At 71.3% G+C, this 15,797-nt stretch carries 15 protein-coding genes; 6 read left to right on the top strand and 9 right to left on the bottom strand.

What is annotated here, in order from left to right; genetic code table 11:
* Positions 1-235: 235 nt before the first annotated feature.
* Entirely contained in the window at positions 236-1,069 is an 834-nt protein-coding gene (locus C6Y14_RS11815; protein ID WP_107016934.1) for an SDR family oxidoreductase, read from the bottom strand.
* 101 nt (positions 1,070-1,170) lie between these two features.
* Between C6Y14_RS11815 and C6Y14_RS11810 the strand changes: the two genes are divergently transcribed.
* Positions 1,171-1,986, top strand: coding sequence for a helix-turn-helix domain-containing protein (locus C6Y14_RS11810; protein WP_107016557.1), 816 nt, complete (start codon positions 1,171-1,173; stop codon positions 1,984-1,986).
* Between the two features lie 283 nt (positions 1,987-2,269).
* Positions 2,270-3,700 carry a COG1470 family protein gene (locus C6Y14_RS11805; protein ID WP_107016556.1) on the top strand — a complete coding sequence of 477 codons (1,431 nt, stop codon included), beginning with the start codon at positions 2,270-2,272 and terminating at the stop codon, positions 3,698-3,700.
* Positions 3,701-3,779: 79 nt separating this feature from the next.
* Here the strand turns inward: C6Y14_RS11805 and C6Y14_RS11800 are convergent, their stop codons facing one another.
* The 6 genes from C6Y14_RS11800 to C6Y14_RS11775 all read right to left on the bottom strand — a co-directional run bounded on the left by C6Y14_RS11800 (position 3,780) and on the right by C6Y14_RS11775 (position 9,443).
* Positions 3,780-4,397, bottom strand: coding sequence for a sigma-70 family RNA polymerase sigma factor (locus C6Y14_RS11800; protein ID WP_107016555.1), 618 nt, complete (start codon positions 4,395-4,397; stop codon positions 3,780-3,782).
* A 324-nt stretch (positions 4,398-4,721) separates the two neighbouring features.
* A complete protein-coding gene (locus tag C6Y14_RS11795; RefSeq protein ID WP_199854712.1) occupies positions 4,722-5,513 on the bottom strand; it encodes a hypothetical protein in 792 nt (263 codons plus the stop codon).
* Positions 5,514-5,666: 153 nt separating this feature from the next.
* The gene (locus tag C6Y14_RS11790; RefSeq protein WP_107016554.1) at positions 5,667-6,302 is read right to left on the bottom strand and encodes a hypothetical protein; all 636 of its coding nucleotides are present in this window, start codon (positions 6,300-6,302) and stop codon (positions 5,667-5,669) included.
* A complete protein-coding gene (locus tag C6Y14_RS11785) occupies positions 6,299-7,207 on the bottom strand; it encodes a carbohydrate ABC transporter permease (RefSeq protein ID WP_404828769.1) in 909 nt (302 codons plus the stop codon). Before C6Y14_RS11785 ends, C6Y14_RS11790 begins: the two co-directional genes overlap by 4 nt.
* Complete coding sequence (locus C6Y14_RS11780) at positions 7,204-8,145, bottom strand: carbohydrate ABC transporter permease (protein WP_107016553.1); 942 nt, start codon at positions 8,143-8,145, stop codon at positions 7,204-7,206. Before C6Y14_RS11780 ends, C6Y14_RS11785 begins: the two co-directional genes overlap by 4 nt.
* Entirely contained in the window at positions 8,142-9,443 is a 1,302-nt protein-coding gene (locus C6Y14_RS11775; protein ID WP_107016552.1) for an ABC transporter substrate-binding protein, read from the bottom strand. Before C6Y14_RS11775 ends, C6Y14_RS11780 begins: the two co-directional genes overlap by 4 nt.
* Positions 9,444-9,591: 148 nt before the next feature.
* Between C6Y14_RS11775 and C6Y14_RS11770 the strand changes: the two genes are divergently transcribed.
* Together C6Y14_RS11770 and C6Y14_RS11765 are read left to right on the top strand one after the other, a co-directional pair.
* Positions 9,592-10,974 carry a Gfo/Idh/MocA family protein gene (locus C6Y14_RS11770; RefSeq protein ID WP_225891023.1) on the top strand — a complete coding sequence of 461 codons (1,383 nt, stop codon included), beginning with the start codon at positions 9,592-9,594 and terminating at the stop codon, positions 10,972-10,974.
* Positions 10,975-11,073: 99 nt separating this feature from the next.
* Positions 11,074-11,514 carry an SRPBCC family protein gene (locus C6Y14_RS11765; RefSeq protein WP_107016551.1) on the top strand — a complete coding sequence of 147 codons (441 nt, stop codon included), beginning with the start codon at positions 11,074-11,076 and terminating at the stop codon, positions 11,512-11,514.
* A 51-nt stretch (positions 11,515-11,565) separates the two neighbouring features.
* On the opposite strand, the gene C6Y14_RS11760 is transcribed toward C6Y14_RS11765, so the two are convergent.
* Positions 11,566-12,165: a TetR/AcrR family transcriptional regulator gene (locus tag C6Y14_RS11760; RefSeq protein ID WP_159074212.1), complete on the bottom strand. Its 600-nt coding sequence runs from the start codon at positions 12,163-12,165 to the stop codon at positions 11,566-11,568.
* A gap of 90 nt (positions 12,166-12,255) precedes the next feature.
* Here C6Y14_RS11760 and C6Y14_RS11755 point away from each other — a divergent pair, with 90 nt between their 5' ends.
* On the top strand, positions 12,256-13,374 hold the full coding sequence (locus C6Y14_RS11755; protein ID WP_107016549.1) for a saccharopine dehydrogenase NADP-binding domain-containing protein: 1,119 nt from the start codon (positions 12,256-12,258) through the stop codon (positions 13,372-13,374).
* A gap of 137 nt (positions 13,375-13,511) precedes the next feature.
* The gene (locus C6Y14_RS11750) at positions 13,512-14,171 is read left to right on the top strand and encodes an ATP-dependent endonuclease (RefSeq protein ID WP_107016548.1); all 660 of its coding nucleotides are present in this window, start codon (positions 13,512-13,514) and stop codon (positions 14,169-14,171) included.
* Between the two features lie 39 nt (positions 14,172-14,210).
* Here C6Y14_RS11750 and C6Y14_RS11745 read toward each other — a convergent pair whose 3' ends face one another.
* The gene (locus tag C6Y14_RS11745; protein ID WP_107016547.1) at positions 14,211-15,362 is read right to left on the bottom strand and encodes an XdhC family protein; all 1,152 of its coding nucleotides are present in this window, start codon (positions 15,360-15,362) and stop codon (positions 14,211-14,213) included.
* Positions 15,363-15,797 lie beyond the last annotated feature (435 nt).

Below are 15,797 nucleotides of genomic sequence, written 5' to 3'. Positions count from 1 at the left end.
CCGGAGATGTTGCGCACCGAGCGGCCGCAGTCGCGGATCGCGGACGGCAGATCCTTGACGCTGTCGTCCGTATGACAGCCGGTACCGACCACACCACTGTCTGCACGGGCAGCCCGGGCCGACCTCCGGCACGCCCGACGCCTCTTCGCCGCCGGCCTGGTCGACGAGGCCTGTGACACGCTGGTCGGCCTGGCCGTCGGCAGGTAGTCGGTTCGGGGATCCCGATCCGGCGAGGTCAGGCGGTGGCGTCCGTCTCCGCGGCGGTGTCCTTCTGGCCCTCCACCTGCTGCAGGCGTTGGCGCAGCGCCCCGGTGACCGCCTGGTAGGAGTCGCTGCCGAGCACGACCCTGAGGGGTGCGGGCTGCTGCGCCGCACTGGCGATGACGCGGGCGGCGATCCGTACCGGGTCACCGATGACCGGGACGGCAGTCTTCTTGAACTGGCGTACGAGCGCGGCCGGCGTCCCGTCGTAGGCCGTCAGTGGTTCGCCCATACGCAGGCTGCCGCGCGAGAACGCGGTGCGGGCACCGCCCGGCTCGACGAGGGTGACACCGATCCCGAACGGGGCGACCTCTTGGGCGAGGGCCTCCATGAACCCTTCGATCCCCCACTTTCCCGCGTGGTAGAGCGAGGCGCCGGCGTGCGCCGCCAGCCCGGCCACCGAGGAGATCTGGATCAGCCGGCCGCCGCCCTGTGCGCGCAGGTGCGGCAGCGCGGCCCGGGCGGTCTGGATCGAGCCGAGCAGATTGGTGGTGATCTGGTGGACGACCTCGTCGTCGGTGAGTTCCTCGGCCGCGCCGAAGAAGCCGTAGCCGGCGTTGCCGACCACCACGTCGATACGGCCGAGATCGGTGAAAGCGGCGTCCACGACCTCCCGGACCTTCGGCAGGTCGGTGATGTCGAGGTGACCGAGCCAGAAGCGGTCCCCGTACTCGGCCCGCAGATCGTCGACCGAGCCCTCCCGCCGGACCGTGCCGGCGACGCGGTCGCCGCGGGCGAGCAGCTGCTGGGCCAGCTCTCGCCCGAAACCGCTGTTGACTCCGGTGATGAACCATGTCTGTGTCGTCATGCCGCCGATCTTCACGGGTGCCGCCCGGCCCTTCCAGGTGGTGGTGGTCCTGGTAGTGAGAGGGACACCCTGCGACGCGCGGGAGACCCTACGCTTGCCTGGTGGACAACGCTCTCGGGGATTTCCTGCGCGCGCGGCGCGAACTGGTCACTCCCGCCGAGGCCGGCCTGGCACCCGGACACGGGACGCGCCGAGTACCAGGGCTGCGGCGCGAGGAGGTGGCCACGCTCGCCGGCATCAGCGTCGAGTACTACCTGCGCCTGGAACAGGGCCGCGACCGCAACCCCTCGGCCCAGGTGCTCGACGCGCTGGCCGCCGTGCTCCAGCTCGACGCGGAGAGCACGGCGTACTTGATGTCGCTCGCGGCTCCGAAACCGCGCCGCGGCCGCGGCCGGCCCGTCGAGCACGTGCCGCCCGGCCTCGACGCGCTGCTGCGAACGCTCAACGTGCCCGCCCTCGTTTTCAACAAGTACAGCGACGTACTGGCCGCGAACCGGCTGGCCCGGACTCTGTCACCGGACCTGGTGCCGGGGGTGAACCGGCTGCGCGTACTGTTCACCGACCGGGCGGCACGCGAGTACCACACCGACTGGGAGCGGTACACGGCCGTCGCCGTGGCTCATCTGCGGGCCCAGACAGGCGCCGACACAGGTGACGAGCGGCTGCACGCCCTGATCGGGGAGCTATCGGTCAAGAGCGACCGCTTCCGCCATCTGTGGGGACGCCATGACGTGCGCTCGGCCAAGGGCGTCACATTCCGAGTACGCCACCCGCTGGTCGGCCCCCTGGAACTCATGGTCGAAAAGTTCCAGGTCGTCGGCGCCACCGAGCTGGAGACGATGCTCCTGCACGCCGAGCCCGGCACGCCCTCGGCTGAGGCCCTGGCTCTGCTCGCATCCTTCGACACCACCGCCTGACCAGCGACCAACGCCCGCAGGACATCCGATTCGCCACCCGCCCACCGAGCCCCAGTAGACACCTCCACCGATACCTACACCTGGAGCAAGGTCCTCACCTCGGAATTCAGCTTCCGCGCCGGTGTACGGCGCCCTGGCTGGCATCCGCCCTGACTTTGGTCAGGACTGCCACGCGTCTTTCGCCTGGCCACCGGTGCGGGGGCAGCCGGGCGCGTCCTCAAGGGCATCCGCCCTGCCCCGCCGCTTCCTGACTCGGCACCCGCGTCGCGTCTAACGTCCGAGAGTGAGCCTTTGGACTTCTCTGGAGCCCGCCTCCGCGACCGTGGACCCGGGTGGCAGTACGACGGTGCGGCTGCGTCTTCGCAACACCGGTGACGTGGTGGACGAGTACCGCTTCGAGGCGGTCGGTCCGCTGGCGCCGTGGGCGAGGGTGGAACCGCAGGTGCTGCGGTTGTATCCGGGGACGACGGGTTCCGTGGAGGTCTCCTTCGCACCGCCGCGTACGCCCGATGCGACGGCGGGCCCCAATCCGTACGCGGTCAGGATCACGCCGACCGAGCATCCTGATGCGACGACGGTTCCCGAGGGCAATCTGACGATCACTCCGTTCACGGAGGTGCGCGCGGAGTTGGTGCCACCGACCGTGAAGGGGCGTTTCCGGGGACGTCCGAAGCTGGCCGTGGACAACCTGGGCAATACGAAGCTGACGGCGTCGGTCAGCGGCAGCGACAACGGCGACCAGCTCTCGTACGACATCCACCCGGCGAACGTACAGATCGAGCCGGGGCGTGCGGCGTTCGTGAAGACGACGCTGAAGCCGCGCCAGATCATCTGGTTCGGCTCGAAGGAGTCCCGGCCGTACACCCTCGCCCTGCAACGGTCCGGTGTGGACCCGATGGACGTCGAGGGCACGTACGTCCAGCGGAGTTTCCTGCCGCGCTGGCTCGCCACCTTCCTCGGCATCTTCATGGCGCTCGCCCTCACCTTCGTGATGCTGTGGATCGCGTACAAGCCCAGCGTCCGCAGCTCCGCCACGGAGAAGATCCAGGAGGCCGGCATCAGCACCCTGGCTCCCTCCCTCTCACCGACTCCCGAAGCGCCGAAAGCCCCCTCCTCCGTCCCCACTCCACCCCCCGCCGCCACCGAGACACAGAAGCCTGGCGGAACCGCGGCCGGAGCAGGGGGCGGCGGGTCCGAGGACAAGGAGACCAAGGCCCCGGAGCGGACCGCGGCGACCGCCGTCCAGAAACTCGCCGCTCAGGATCCGACCGGACGGCACATCTGCTACCGCGCCTATGTGTCCGGCAAGGGGTGGACCGACGCCGTGTGCGACGGCGAGACGGCCGGCACCGTGGGCGAGGAGACGCCGGTCAAGGCCGTCAACATCGCCGTGTCCGGGACCAAGGGCACCAGCAGCGCCGCCTTCGTCCACAACCCCGGTTCCACCAACGGCGAGGGGCACTTCCCCGACCCGTGGTCGGGCGCCGCCGACGGTATCGACAACTACGTCGGCAGCACGAAGAAGGACGCCCCGAACATGTTGGGGCTCACCATCAACGTCGGAGGCGGCAGCAGCGTCTGCCAGACCGCCCATGTCCACAACGACGCCTGGCTCGGCCTGGAGTGCGACGACCCCGGGTCCGGGTTCGACTTCACCTACGCCGGCACCCACAACAATGGCCTCTGGCTCGAAGCGATCAAGCTCACGGTGTGAGCCACCCGGGGGTGAGGGGGGTGCCGGCACCGGTTGCCGGCACCCCCCTCATCCCTTTCCATCAGCTACGGACGCTTCGTCAAGCAGCCAGGGCTGCGGGCGCGGTGGTGAGCGGGTCGGTTTCTGCGAGCAGGTCCATGAGGGTGGCTCGGGCGCGGGCCACCCTGGATCGGACCGTTCCCACGGGGCAGCCGCTGAGCGCGGCCGCCTCCGCATAGGGCAGCCCCATCAGCTGCGTGAGCACGAACGCCTCACGGCGCTCGTCCGGCAGCGCGGCCAGCAGATCGAGGAGCACGACCCCGTCGTCGAAACCGGGCAGGCCGCGCGGCTGGGCCCGTTCGACCGCCAGCCGCCAGTCCGGTACGTCGGACAGGCGCGGCCGGGCGGCGGCGTACCGCAGGCTGTCGACCACGGCACGGCGCGCGATGGCCAGCAGCCAGGTGCGGGCCGAACAGCGGCCCTCGAACCTGTGCAGGCTGCCGAGCGCCCGCAGGAACGTGTCCTGGGCCAGGTCGTCGGCGGCCTGGGGGTCGGCGGAGAGGTACGCGACATAGCGCACGACGTCACGGTGCAGGGCACGCACGAAACGCTCGACGGCGTCCGGGTCGCCGCCCCGGGCGGCCAGCGCCCACGCGGTTATCGACTCGTCGACGGAGGCCGCCGTCTCACCACCACTGCGGCTTCCGTTGCTTCCCATGCGTGCATCGCTTCTGTCGCTCGCGCCACTTGCGTCGCTTGCGTCGCTTGCATTGCTTGTATTGCTTGCGTCGCTTCTGTCGCTTGCGTCGCCGATATTGCCGCTGTTGCTTCCGTCGCGTGGGACGGGCGGGGCAGGAGTGATCACCAGGTGTCCTTCTCGGGTCATCCGTGATCCGGGCCGACGGCGCGTACGCATCGTGCGTTCGCCTGGCGTGTACGCCTGGCGCGCTCGCGCGTCGGTCCGGCGAGGGGGTGCGGCCGTACACGGAGGTACGGCCGACGCCCGAGGCGCGTATGACGACGCCTCGGGGATCCGGCTGTCTCAACTGGCAGCGGATCCCACGGGCGGACCCCGAGAAGTGATGGCGTGGACGAGAAGGAGTCGCCGCGGCGAACGGTCGGAGGAACCACGGCGGACGCGGATACGCGGGCGGTGCGGGGGCGTGGGCAGCGCGAGCAGCAGTCGCAGGGGGGTGACCAGTCGTCCGGCGACCGCGCGCAGGATGCGGAAGGCGGCGCGTTCGCCGTACGCCAGCCACAGTCCGCACAGCAGCGCGGCCAACAGGTGGGCGGCGAGCATGCCGAGGGAAGACGTTCCGTCCATGGCGTGCACCGGCAGACTCATGGCATCCGAGCCCATGTGGCCCGCGCCCATGTGCCCGGCACCTATGTGCGCAGCGCCCATGTGGTCCACAGCCATGTGTCCGGAACCCATGTGCCCCATCGACGACATGGACCCCATGTCCGCGACCGACATGTTCGTGGCCGACATGTTCGTGGCATCCATGGCGTCCATGGAGGACATGTGCGGCGAGCCCGTCCCCCGGCCGGACGCCACCGGCCCCACGGCCGCCCCCGCCATCGACTGTGCGAGCGAGAACGACCAGTGGAGCAGTCCCTGAGTGACGACCACCACCGACACGATCAGCGGGAGTCCGCGCTCCCGGCCGGCCAGGCACCAGCCCGCACCGCCCGTCGCCACGGTCCCGGCGGCCATCGTCCACCAGGCCACCGGGGCACCGGACATCAGTACGTGGCCGAGGGCGGCGAGCAGCACACAGACGACCGCGAACACCGCGGCCCGTACCGTGCGCACACCCCACCCAGCAGTCATGACGGGCCTCATCCTCGCATTCGTCGCGCGTGCGTCGTGGTGAGGTACGGGAATTGCCCCCGTCCCACCCTCAACACGCGACGCGTGATCCAGAACACAGGGCGGGCCCGGAACTCCACCCCTGTCCGAACCGACGTCCGCGCGGACTCCGCCCTACGGAGACGTCTCCACCCGTGTCTCCACCCGTGTCGGCATCCGTACGTCCACCGCCGTCAGTGCCATCGCCAGGGGCCCCGGGGCCAGGAACGCCAGCGGCAGCAGCATCCACGCGCACATCAGGGCCGCCGCGAGGGCGAGGAGGACAAGGCCGCTGCCGCCCGCGTCCCTGACGGAGTCCCGGGCGGCGCCGGTCACCGCCGCCCGCCAGTCCGTGAGCGACTCGGGGCGCCCGCAGGCGCGCAGGCCGACGACAGCCGCGTACCCGCCGATCGCCGCGGCGACGACCGCGAACAGCGGGGCTCCGGGCAGGCCGGCGCGGGCCAGGGTCAGGTCCGCCCAGAGCAGCAGGACACCGGCCACGGCCAGCGCTCCGGCCGCGAGGTCACCGGGGCGCAGCCGTCGTCGCAGGGTCGCCAAGTACCGTCCCGCCGTGGCCGGTCGGTCCTCGCGGGCGCCGCGCAGGACCGCGCACGCCGTCGACAGCGCGGCGGGCAGGGTGACGACCGGCAGCGACGCGAGGGCCGTGCACACGCCCACGCTCAGCACGTCCGCGAACAACGTCATGCGCGGCCCGAAGATCTCGCCCGTCTCCCGGGCCTGTCCGCCGCCCGCGCCTCGGGTCCCGCTCATCCCTTGATCCCGGAGTTCGCCATGCCTTCGACCAGGAAGCGCTGGAAGGCGAGGAAGAACAGCACGATCGGCAGCAGGGCGATCACCGACATCGCGAACATCGGGCCGAAGGCCGAGGTGCTCGACGCGTCCACGAACGACCGCAGGGCCAGCGTGAGCGTGAACTTCTCCGGTGAGAAGAGGTAGATCAGCTGGGTGAAGAAGTCGTTCCAGGTCCAGATGAACGTGAAGATCGCGGTGGTGATGAGGGCGGGCCGGGTCAGCGGCAGGATGACGAGGAAGAAGCTGCGGAACGGCCCGCAGCCGTCGATGCGCGCCGCCTCCTCCAGTTCGCGCGGCAGCCCTCGCATGAACTGCACGATGAGAAAGACGAAGAACGCCTCCGTGGCGAGGAACTTGGGCAGGATCAGCGGCCAGTAGGTGTTCACCATGCCGAGCTGGTTGAAGATGATGTACTGCGGGATCAGCACGGCGTGGTGCGGCAGCATGATCGTCGCGATCATGAAGGCGAACAGCGGCCCGCGGAAGCGGAACCGCAGCCGGGCGAAGGCGTACGCGGCCAGGGAGCAGCTGAGTACGTTGCCGACGACCGCGCCGCCCGCGATGAGCAGCGAGTTGCTGAGCAGCCGCCACACGGAGACGTCGTTCACCCCGTCGAGGGCGGTCGAGTAGTTGGACCATTCCAGGCTGCCGGGCAGCAGGTCGAGGCTGGCGATCACCTCGTCGGCGGGCTTGAGCGAGGTCGCGAGCAGCCAGGCCAGCGGGTAAAGCATGACGAGGAGCGCGGCCAGGGCGCCGAGGTGCAGGGCGACGCGGCGCCGGGCAACCGGCTTGCGCACCGCGGCGGTTGCCGCACTCGTGTCGGTCGCGGCGCTCGGACCGGTCGGGGTGGTCGAGGTGGTCATCGGTCCCCCTCGGACGCGTAGAAGACCCAGGTGCGGGACGTGCGGAACAGCACCGCCGTGACGGCGCCGATGACGATCAGCAGGACCCAGGCCATCGCGGAGGCGTAGCCCATGTGCGAGGCGACGAAGCCGCGGTCGTAGAGGTAGAGGGTGTAGAAGAGCGTCGAGTCGGCGGGCCCGCCCTTGCCGCCGCTCACCGCGAAGGCGGGGGTGAAGACCTGGAACGCCTGGATGGTCTGGAGCACCAGGTTGAAGAAGATCACCGGGGAGAGCATGGGCACGGTGATGGACAGGAACTGCCGCCACCGGCTCGCCCCGTCCACGGACGCGGCCTCGTACAGCTCGGTGGGGATCTGCTGGAGTCCGGCGAGGAAGATGACCATGGGGGCACCGAACTGCCACACCGTCAGCAGGGCGACGGCGAACAGCGCCCAGCCGGGCCGGTTGACCCAGCCGCCGGTGCCGAGCAGGTTGTCGACCGTACCGCCGTCGTTGAAGAGGGCCCGCCACACGAGCGCGATGGACATGGAGGCGCCGAGCAGGGAGGGCGCGTAGAACGCCGAGCGGTAGAAACCCCGGCCGCGTCGCATGGACTTGAGGCCGAGCGCGACGACGAGGGCGATGCCGAGTTGGAGGGGGACGGCGATGACGACGTAGGTGAGGGTCGCGCCGACCGAACGCCAGTAGCGCGGATCCTCGGTGAACATCTGCGTGTAGTTGCGCAGGCCCACCCAGCGGGGCGGGTTGAACAAGTCGTAGTCGGTGAAGGAGAGATAGAGCGAGACGGCCATCGGGAGCAGGGTGAGCACGGCGGCGCCGAGTACCCATGGGGAGAGGAACACCCAGGCGGCGCCCTCGCGTTGACGTCCGCCCGGCCGTTTCGCGGGAGTGGTCCTCGCGGCGGGGGCGGTCACGGGAGTGTCGGTGGTGGTGGTCATGACCTCAGCTCCGCCTTCGCCTCGGTGACGTAGTCCTCGGCCGCCTCGCGGGGCGACATCCGCTCGTACGACACCTGGTCGTAGTCCCGCTGGAAGGTGGTCTGCAGCGCGCTGTCCCCCGAGGGCGGGGCCTGGGGAGGGGCGTCGAGGTCTCCTTCCAGGGACGCCTGGTAGTCGTAGACCGTCCTGTCGAAGTCCTTGAGCCCGGGGGCGATCGATTCGCGGAGGGTCTCGTTGACGGGGATGCCGCGGGTGGCGCCGAGGATCTTCGCGGCGTCCGGGTCGTTCAGCATGAAGTCGACGAGCTGCACGGACTCCTCCGGGTGGCCCGCGTCGGCGGCGACGCCCATGAACATCGAGGGTTTGAAGTACTGGCCCGGTGTGCCGTCCTCGCCGGACGGCATCGGCGCGAGGGTGACCCCGTCGGGTACGAGGGCGACGAACCCGCTTGAGGGCGCGTCCCAGTTGCTGTCGGAGATCGCCCTGCCGCGTCCGAGCGGGGTGTTCTCGACCGTGCCGTCGAGCTGGGTGGTCTGCTCGGCGGGCGAGACTGCGCCCTCCCTGCGGAGCTTGTCGGCGAAGGTCCACCAGTGGGTCAGGTCGTCGACGGTGAAGCCGAGCCTGCGGTCCTCGGTGTAGAGGCTCTTGCCCCGGCCGCGCAGCCAGACCTCGAAGGCGTCCTCGCTCTGCCCGGGGTCGGTGGCGCCGGGCTTGCCGGTCCGTTCGGCCAACTCCCGCATGGCGTCGGCCCATTCGCTCCAGGTCCAGCCCTCGCGCGGCAGGGTGACACCGGACTTCTTCCACTGTGCGGTGTCGTACACCACGGTCTCGGTGCCGCGGGCCTGCGGGATCGCGTACTGCTTGCCGTCGACCTTGCCGGTGGCGAGGAGGCCCGCGTCGAACTCGCCGGTGTCCAGCACGGAGCGCTGCTCGGCGAAGTCCAGCAGGACGCCTCCGGACGCGTACTGGTCGATCATGCGGTAGTCGAGCTGCATGACGTCGGGGGCGTCGCCGCCCGCCGCCTGGGTGGCCAGCTTCTGCTTGTAGGCGTCGTAACCGGAGAACGACGTCTGCACCTCGATCTCCGGGTGCTTCTTCTCGAAGAGGTCGACGGCCTCCTGGGTTCTGGCCGCCCGGTCCGGATTGCCCCACCAGGTGTAGCGCAGGACCACCTTGCCGCCGTCGCCGCCCGCCCCGTCCGGCCCCGAGCAGGCGGTGAGGAGCGAGCAGGACACCAGCAGCGCCGTGGCCGCGGCGATGCGCGACCGCCAGGACTTCCTTGTCCTGTTTCCGGGCATGAGTGGGTCACCTCATTCGTTAGAAAGCGCTTCCACCCCCTACCCGATGACCCTAGGGATGGTCCTGATGTCAGAACAAGCCCCCTGCACGGACGCCTGCGCCGACGCTTGCACCGACGGCTGCACAAACGCCTGCACGGACCCTCACGTGGAGGCCCGGTCCGGTTCCGCTTCGCGTCGCCGCTGTGCCGTGGTGGGCCTGGGCGCCCGTGCCCGGCTGTTCACGCAGGCGCTGGCCGGGCCGTACGCGGACCGTGTCGACCTCGTCGGATTCTGCGACGTCAACGCGCACCGGATGGCGGTCCACAACGGCTGGCTCACGGCCGACCACCCCGGCCGCGAACCCGTACCGGCGTACGCGGCCGAGGACTTCGACCTGATGCTGCGGCGCGAGCGGGTGGATCTCGTGGTCGTGTCCAGCGTCGACCGGACCCACGACGACTACATCGTGCGCGCCCTGGACGCGGGCTGCGACGTGGTCACGGAGAAACCGATGACGACCGACGCCGACCGCGCCCGCCGCATCCTGGCGGCCCGGCAGCGCTCCGGCCGCGAGGTGCGGGTGGCCTTCAACTACCGCTACAACCCGGTGCATTCGGCCGTACGGGAACTCATCGCGGCCGGGGAGATCGGCGAGGTCGGCTCGGTGCACTTCGAGTGGCTGCTCGATCTGCGGCACGGCGCGGACTACTTCCGGCGCTGGCACCGCGACAAGGCGAACTCCGGCGGCCTCATGGTCCACAAGTCGACCCACCACTTCGACCTGGTGAACTGGTGGCTGAGCACCGAACCGGAGACCGTCTTCGCCCAGGGCGGCCTCTTCTTCTACGGCGACGAGGCGGGCGGGCGGCGCGGGCTGGCCAGGCCCTACGCCCGCGCCCACGGCTCCCCGTCCGCCGCGGGCGACCCCTTCGCCGTACACCTGGCGGACTCGCCCGTGCTCAGGGCGCTGTACCTGGACGCCGAGGGCGAGGACGGCTACCACCGCGACCAGAACGTCTTCGGGCCCGGCGTGACCATCGAGGACGACATGGCGGTCCTCGTGCGGTATGCGTCCGGGGCGTCCCTGACCTACCACCTCACGGCGTACGCCCCCTGGGAGGGCTATCGCGTCGCGTTCAACGGAAGCGAGGGCCGCCTCGAACTGCTCGTCGAGGAGTCGACGTGGTCGCGCCCTGAGATACGTACCGACGCCGGCGCCGAAGCGCACACCGGCGTACGGACCGGAGGCGCGAGCGCGGTCCTGCACGGCGCCGAGGTGGACGACGAGGCAGGCCGCACAGAACTGCTGCTGCGCCGGCACTGGGAACGGCCGCGCGAGGTGAAGGTGCCGACCGGTGAGGGCGGGCACGGCGGCGGCGACGTACGGATGCTGCAGGACCTGTTCGGCCCCCGCCGCACCACCCCGGACCCGCTGGACCGGGCGGCGGACGCGCACGACGGGGCGAAGTCGCTCGTGACGGGGCTCGCGGCGAACGAGTCGTTCGTGACGGGGGTGCCGGTTCGGGTACGGGATCTGCTGGACGTCTGAGGCGACTGCGGCTGCGGCTACGGCTGGCGACCGGCGACCGGCGACCGGCGACCGGCGACAACGGCATGTTTGTCGCAGCTGTGTGCATACGATCCAGGGATGGCTCTCTTTCTTGTGTGTCGGGACACCACCCTGGACGCCGACGAGGCGTGGCGGCGGCTCACTCTGTGGGAGCGGCATGCCGATGTGGTGCCGTTGACGCGGGTCCGGGTCGTCACGTTGCCGCCGCGTGGGGCGGGCACGGTGTTCGTGGCGCGTACCGGGGTGGGGCCGGTGGCGTTCGACGACCGTATGGAGGTCGTCGTCTGGCGGCCGCCCCGGGATCGCACGCCCGGACTGTGCAGGCTCGTCAAACGCGGCGGCCTTGTCGTCGGGTGGGCCGAGATCGAGGTACGCCCGACGGCGGGCGGCGGCTCGCAGGTGCTGTGGCGGGAGGAGTTGGGAGTACGAGGGGTGCCGCGCGTCTTCGACCCCGTGCTGGGGCGGGCCGGCCGGTGGATGTTCGGACGGGCGGTGGACCAACTGCTGGCACACCCCTGAGAGCGGAGCCCGCCGGCCACCCGTGACCGGTCAGGCTTCACGCACCACCGGTCACGTGGGAGTCTCGTCACCCAGGAGTCTCAGCGCCTCCGCCGCCACCACCTCCAGCATCGCCTCCGGGTCCGTCGCGCGGGCCAGCAGCATGCCTCCCTCGCACAGGGCCCCGAAGACGAGCTGGCAGCGGGCCGTCAGGGCCGCGTCGGGTGTTCCGCCCGCCTCGCGCACCGCGTGTTCCATGGCCTCGCGCAGGACGCGCAGAGCGTGCTCGTACTCGATCTCGCGCACCGTCTCCCAGCCGAGGACGGACGGGCCGTCGAGGAGCACGACACGCTGGAAGCCCGGGTCGAGGCAGTGTTCGAGGAACGTGCGGGCGCCCGCGCGGAGTGCCGCGCGCGGGTCGGGTGCGGCGGCTCCGGCCCGGAACAGCGCTTCCGCGAGCAGTTCCTGATGGCGTACGAAGACGGCGTGGAACAGGGCCGCCTTGCCGCCCGGGAAGTGGTGGTACGCGGCCCCCTTGGTGACCCCCGCCCTGGCCGCGACGGCGTCGAGAGGCGCACCCGCGAAACCGTGGCTGCCGAACAACTCCGTCGCGGCGTCGACCAGTTGGGACGTGGTCGCGCCGGATCGTTCGGCCTGGGTCCGTCGGACCATCCGGTTCATCAACTCCCTTGACAGGCATACCGCGGGTACGTAACTTAGCCGATCCGATTACATACCCTCGGTATGGAAGTGGGCCTCGCCATGACGGCACAGGCAACACCGGAACCGACAACGGCATCCACGACGACACCCGCGACGGCACCCTCAACAGCACACGCAACGGCACGAGAGGCACCCCTCTTCGCGGTCTACGGCGCCACCGGGCACACCGGAAGGGTCGTCACCGCCGAACTGCTCGCCCGGCGGCAGCACGTGATCCTCTCCGGACGCGACGAACGGGCCCTGCACGCGGTCGCCACCGAACTCGCGACCCCGGATCTCGTCAGCGTCCGGCACACGCCCCTCGACGACCCTCCCGCCCTGCGCGCGCTCGCCGAGGCCGCCGACGTGGTCATCCACTGCGCGGGACCGTTCACCACGACGGGGGAACCGGTCGCCACCGCCGCCGCGGAGACCGGCACCGCGTACGTGGACCACGCGATCGAGCCGCACCATGTGAAGTACCTCTTCGACTCCCTCCAGGCCACCGCCCAGCGCACCGGAGCGGTCCTCGTACCGCAGATGAGCTTCTACGGCGGACTGGGCGACCTGCTGGCCGCGGCGGCAGCGGCGGGGCTGCCCGATGCGGACAAGGTGACCGTCGGGTACGCGGTCACGGGCTGGCGCATGACCCAGGGCGCCATGAACACCGCCAACCTGCTGATCGGCGAGATCGACCGCATCGGCTTCGTGGACGGGGCACAGCGGGTGGGGCCCGTGGAGATCCGCAACGCGGTCTTCCCGTTCCCGCCGCCCGTCGGACCACGTACGACGATCGTGCCCTTCCCCTCGGGCGAGGTCGTCACGGTCCCACGCCATGTTCCGGCGCGGGCCGTGGAGGTCCAGCTGACCGCCGCCACCTTCGAGGAGGAGCAGATCTTCAGCAGCGTGGACGTGAGTCCGCAGGAGCGCGCGAAGACCGAGTTCACCGTCGCGGTCCAGGTCACCGGTGCCGCCGGTGGCGGCCGCAACGCCCATGTCCGGGGCCGGGACATCTGGCGGGCCGGGGCTGTCGTCTCGGTCGAGGCCGCGCTGCGGCTGGCGGGCGGGGAGGGACCGGCGAAGACGGGCGTACTGGCTCCCGCGGAGGCCTTCGCGGCGCCCGAATTCCTGCGCGCGCTCGCCGAGTCGGGCACTTTCGCCCTCACCCTGCCCGGCTGACGGTCACCGGGCCCCTCCCCCGGCGCCTTCTCCCCGGCCCCGAAGCGCGTTCCCCGCCGACCGCCATGAGGCTTCCGCGATGCGCCCCGGCAAAAGTCTGTGGAACGAGTCCGCCCGGAATTGCGAGACTGGGACCCATGAACGACATGGGGCGGTTCCGTCAGGCAGTCGTCCGGTGGGCGGCCGGCGGCACGGGGGCGGCGGAAGCGGGCGCGAGCGCGCGGGAGGCCGCGGCCGGCGCCGGGCTGCGTACGGTCGTACTCGTCGAAGGAGGCAGCGACCAGGTCGCCGTCGAGGTGCTGGCCGCCCGGCACGGCCGGGACCTCGACCAGGAGGGGGTCTCCGTGGTGCCGCTCGGGGGCGCGATGAGCGTCGGGAGGTTCGTGGACCTGTGCGGGCCGCAGGGGCTCGACGTGCGGCTCGCCGGGCTGTGCGACGCGGCCGAGGAGAGGTTCTTCCGGCGCGCGCTTGAGCGGGCCGGGATCGGCTCCGACCTGACCGCCGACGGGCTGGAGTCGCTCGGGTTCTTTCTGTGCCACGCGGACCTGGAGGACGAGCTGATCCGTTCCCTGGGCGCCGACGCCATCCAGCAAGTGGTGCAGGAACAAGGCGAGTTGCGCGCCTTCCGCACCCTCCAGAACCAGCCCGCCCAACGGGGGTGGACCGTGGAGCAGCACCTCCACCGCTTCATGGGTACGCACGCCGGCCGCAAGGCCCAGTACGCACAGGAACTCGTCGCGAACCTGGACCTCGACCGGACGCCGCCTCCGCTGGAACGGCTGCTCGCCCATCTCTGACGCCCCGCCCCGCGCCGCGTGCCGGGTCGGGTCGGGGGGTCAGGCCATCGCTCCGATGCGGCGTGCCGGCGTCGAGGACACCTCATGGTGGATCGGCGTGTGCGCCCCGGTCAGCGGCACCCCGCTCCCGCCCCGCCGGGTCGCCACGATCTCCGCGGCGATGGACAGGGCGGTCTCCTCTGGCGTACGGGCTCCGAGGTCGAGGCCGATCGGCGACCGCAGCCTGGCCAACTCCCCCTCGTTCACGCCCACTTCGCGGAGCCGTTCATTGCGGTCGAGGTGCGTGCGGCGGGAGCCCATCGCCCCCACGTACGCGACCGGCAGCCGCAGCGCGAGCGCGAGGAGCGGTACGTCGAACTTGGCGTCGTGGGTCAGGACGCACAGCACCGTACGCGCGTCGACCTCCGTGCGCTCCAGGTAGGTGTGCGGCCACTCGACGACGATCTCGTCCGCCTCGGGGAAACGCGCGGCCGTCGCGAAGACCGGGCGCGCGTCGCAGACCGTCACGCGGTAGCCGAGGAACGTGCCGACGCGGACCAGCGCCGAGGCGAAGTCGATCGCCCCGAAGACGATCATCCGGGGCGGCGGGGCCGAGGACTCGACCAGCACGGTGAGCGGTGCTCCGCAGCGGGAGCCCTGCGCGCCGATCTCCAGGGTGCCGGTGCGGCCCGCGTCCAGGAAGGCGCGCGCCTCCTGCGCCACGGTGCGGTCCAGTCCGGGGTGCGCGCCGAAGCCGCCCTCGTGCGCGGCGTCGGGGTGTACGAGGAGGGCGCGGCCCTGTAGTTCCGCCGGGCCGCGGACGATGCGGGCGAGGGCCGCCGGCCTGTGGCCGGCGGCGGCGGTGATCGCGGACGTGAGCACCTCGCGCAGCGGGGAGGAGGTGTGCACCGGGGTCACCAGGATGTCGATGATGCCGCCGCAGGTCAGGCCAACGGCGAAGGCGTCGTCGTCGCTGTACCCGAAGCGTTCGATGAGGGGCCGGCCGTCTTTCAGCGCCTGTTGGCACAGGTCGTAGACCGCGCCTTCGACACAGCCGCCGGAGACCGAGCCGATTGCCGTGCCGGCGGCGTCCACGGCGAGGGCTGCGCCGGGGGGTCTTGGCGCGCTTCCGCCTACGGCCACGACGGTGGCCACGGCGAAGTCGCGGCCGTCCGCCACCCACCGCTGCAGGTTTTCGGCAATGTCCAGCATTCTCGGTCTCCTTTTCCCTGCGGGTTTTCCGTGCGGGTGCGTTGTGGCCGGGGCGGTGCTGGGCCTTTCTCGCCCGGCGCGGGCAGTGGCGGGCAGCCAGACGGCGGTTCGTCGCCTGCGGCCCGGTGGGGGCCGGGCGCGCCGTTCCCCGCGCCCCTTGAGGGGCGCCCTGCGGAACGCCTGTCGACCGGCGCGGGCAGTGGCGGGCAGCCGTAGGGCTCCGTCGTGATCTGCGGCCCGGTGGGGGCCGGGCGCGCCGTTCCCCGCGCCCCTTGAGGGGCGCCCTGCGGAACGCCTCTCGCCCGGCTCAGGCAGTGTGGCCGCCCGCCAGACGGCGGTTCGTCACCTGCGGCCCGGTGGGGGCCGGGCGCGCCGTTCCCCGCGCCCCTTGAGGGGCGCCCTGCGGAACGCCTGTCGACCGGCGCGGGCAGTGGC

Origin of the sequence: Streptomyces dioscori (assembly GCF_003024195.1) — a bacterium.
Classification (GTDB): Bacteria; Actinomycetota; Actinomycetes; order Streptomycetales; family Streptomycetaceae; genus Streptomyces; species Streptomyces dioscori.
This window is presented reverse-complemented; position numbering and strand designations above follow the sequence as displayed.

Bases quoted from the DNA above. Each gene is read 5' to 3' on its own strand.
- C6Y14_RS11800 (WP_107016555.1), bottom strand. From the start codon at position 4,397: ATGGGAAGCAACGGAAGCCGCAGTGGTGGTGAGACGGCGGCCTCCGTC.
- C6Y14_RS11815 (WP_107016934.1), bottom strand. From the start codon at position 1,069: ATGACGACACAGACATGGTTCATCACCGGAGTCAACAGCGGTTTCGGG.
- C6Y14_RS11795 (WP_199854712.1), bottom strand. From the start codon at position 5,513: ATGACTGCTGGGTGGGGTGTGCGCACGGTACGGGCCGCGGTGTTCGCG.
- C6Y14_RS11765 (WP_107016551.1), top strand. From the start codon at position 11,074: ATGGCTCTCTTTCTTGTGTGTCGGGACACCACCCTGGACGCCGACGAG.
- C6Y14_RS11780 (WP_107016553.1), bottom strand. From the start codon at position 8,145: ATGACCACCACCACCGACACTCCCGTGACCGCCCCCGCCGCGAGGACC.
- C6Y14_RS11755 (WP_107016549.1), top strand. From the start codon at position 12,256: ATGACGGCACAGGCAACACCGGAACCGACAACGGCATCCACGACGACA.
- C6Y14_RS11750 (WP_107016548.1), top strand. From the start codon at position 13,512: ATGAACGACATGGGGCGGTTCCGTCAGGCAGTCGTCCGGTGGGCGGCC.
- C6Y14_RS11760 (WP_159074212.1), bottom strand. From the start codon at position 12,165: ATGGTCCGACGGACCCAGGCCGAACGATCCGGCGCGACCACGTCCCAA.
- C6Y14_RS11745 (WP_107016547.1), bottom strand. From the start codon at position 15,362: ATGCTGGACATTGCCGAAAACCTGCAGCGGTGGGTGGCGGACGGCCGC.
- C6Y14_RS11785 (WP_404828769.1), bottom strand. From the start codon at position 7,207: ATGACCACCTCGACCACCCCGACCGGTCCGAGCGCCGCGACCGACACG.
- C6Y14_RS11790 (WP_107016554.1), bottom strand. From the start codon at position 6,302: ATGAGCGGGACCCGAGGCGCGGGCGGCGGACAGGCCCGGGAGACGGGC.
- C6Y14_RS11775 (WP_107016552.1), bottom strand. From the start codon at position 9,443: ATGCCCGGAAACAGGACAAGGAAGTCCTGGCGGTCGCGCATCGCCGCG.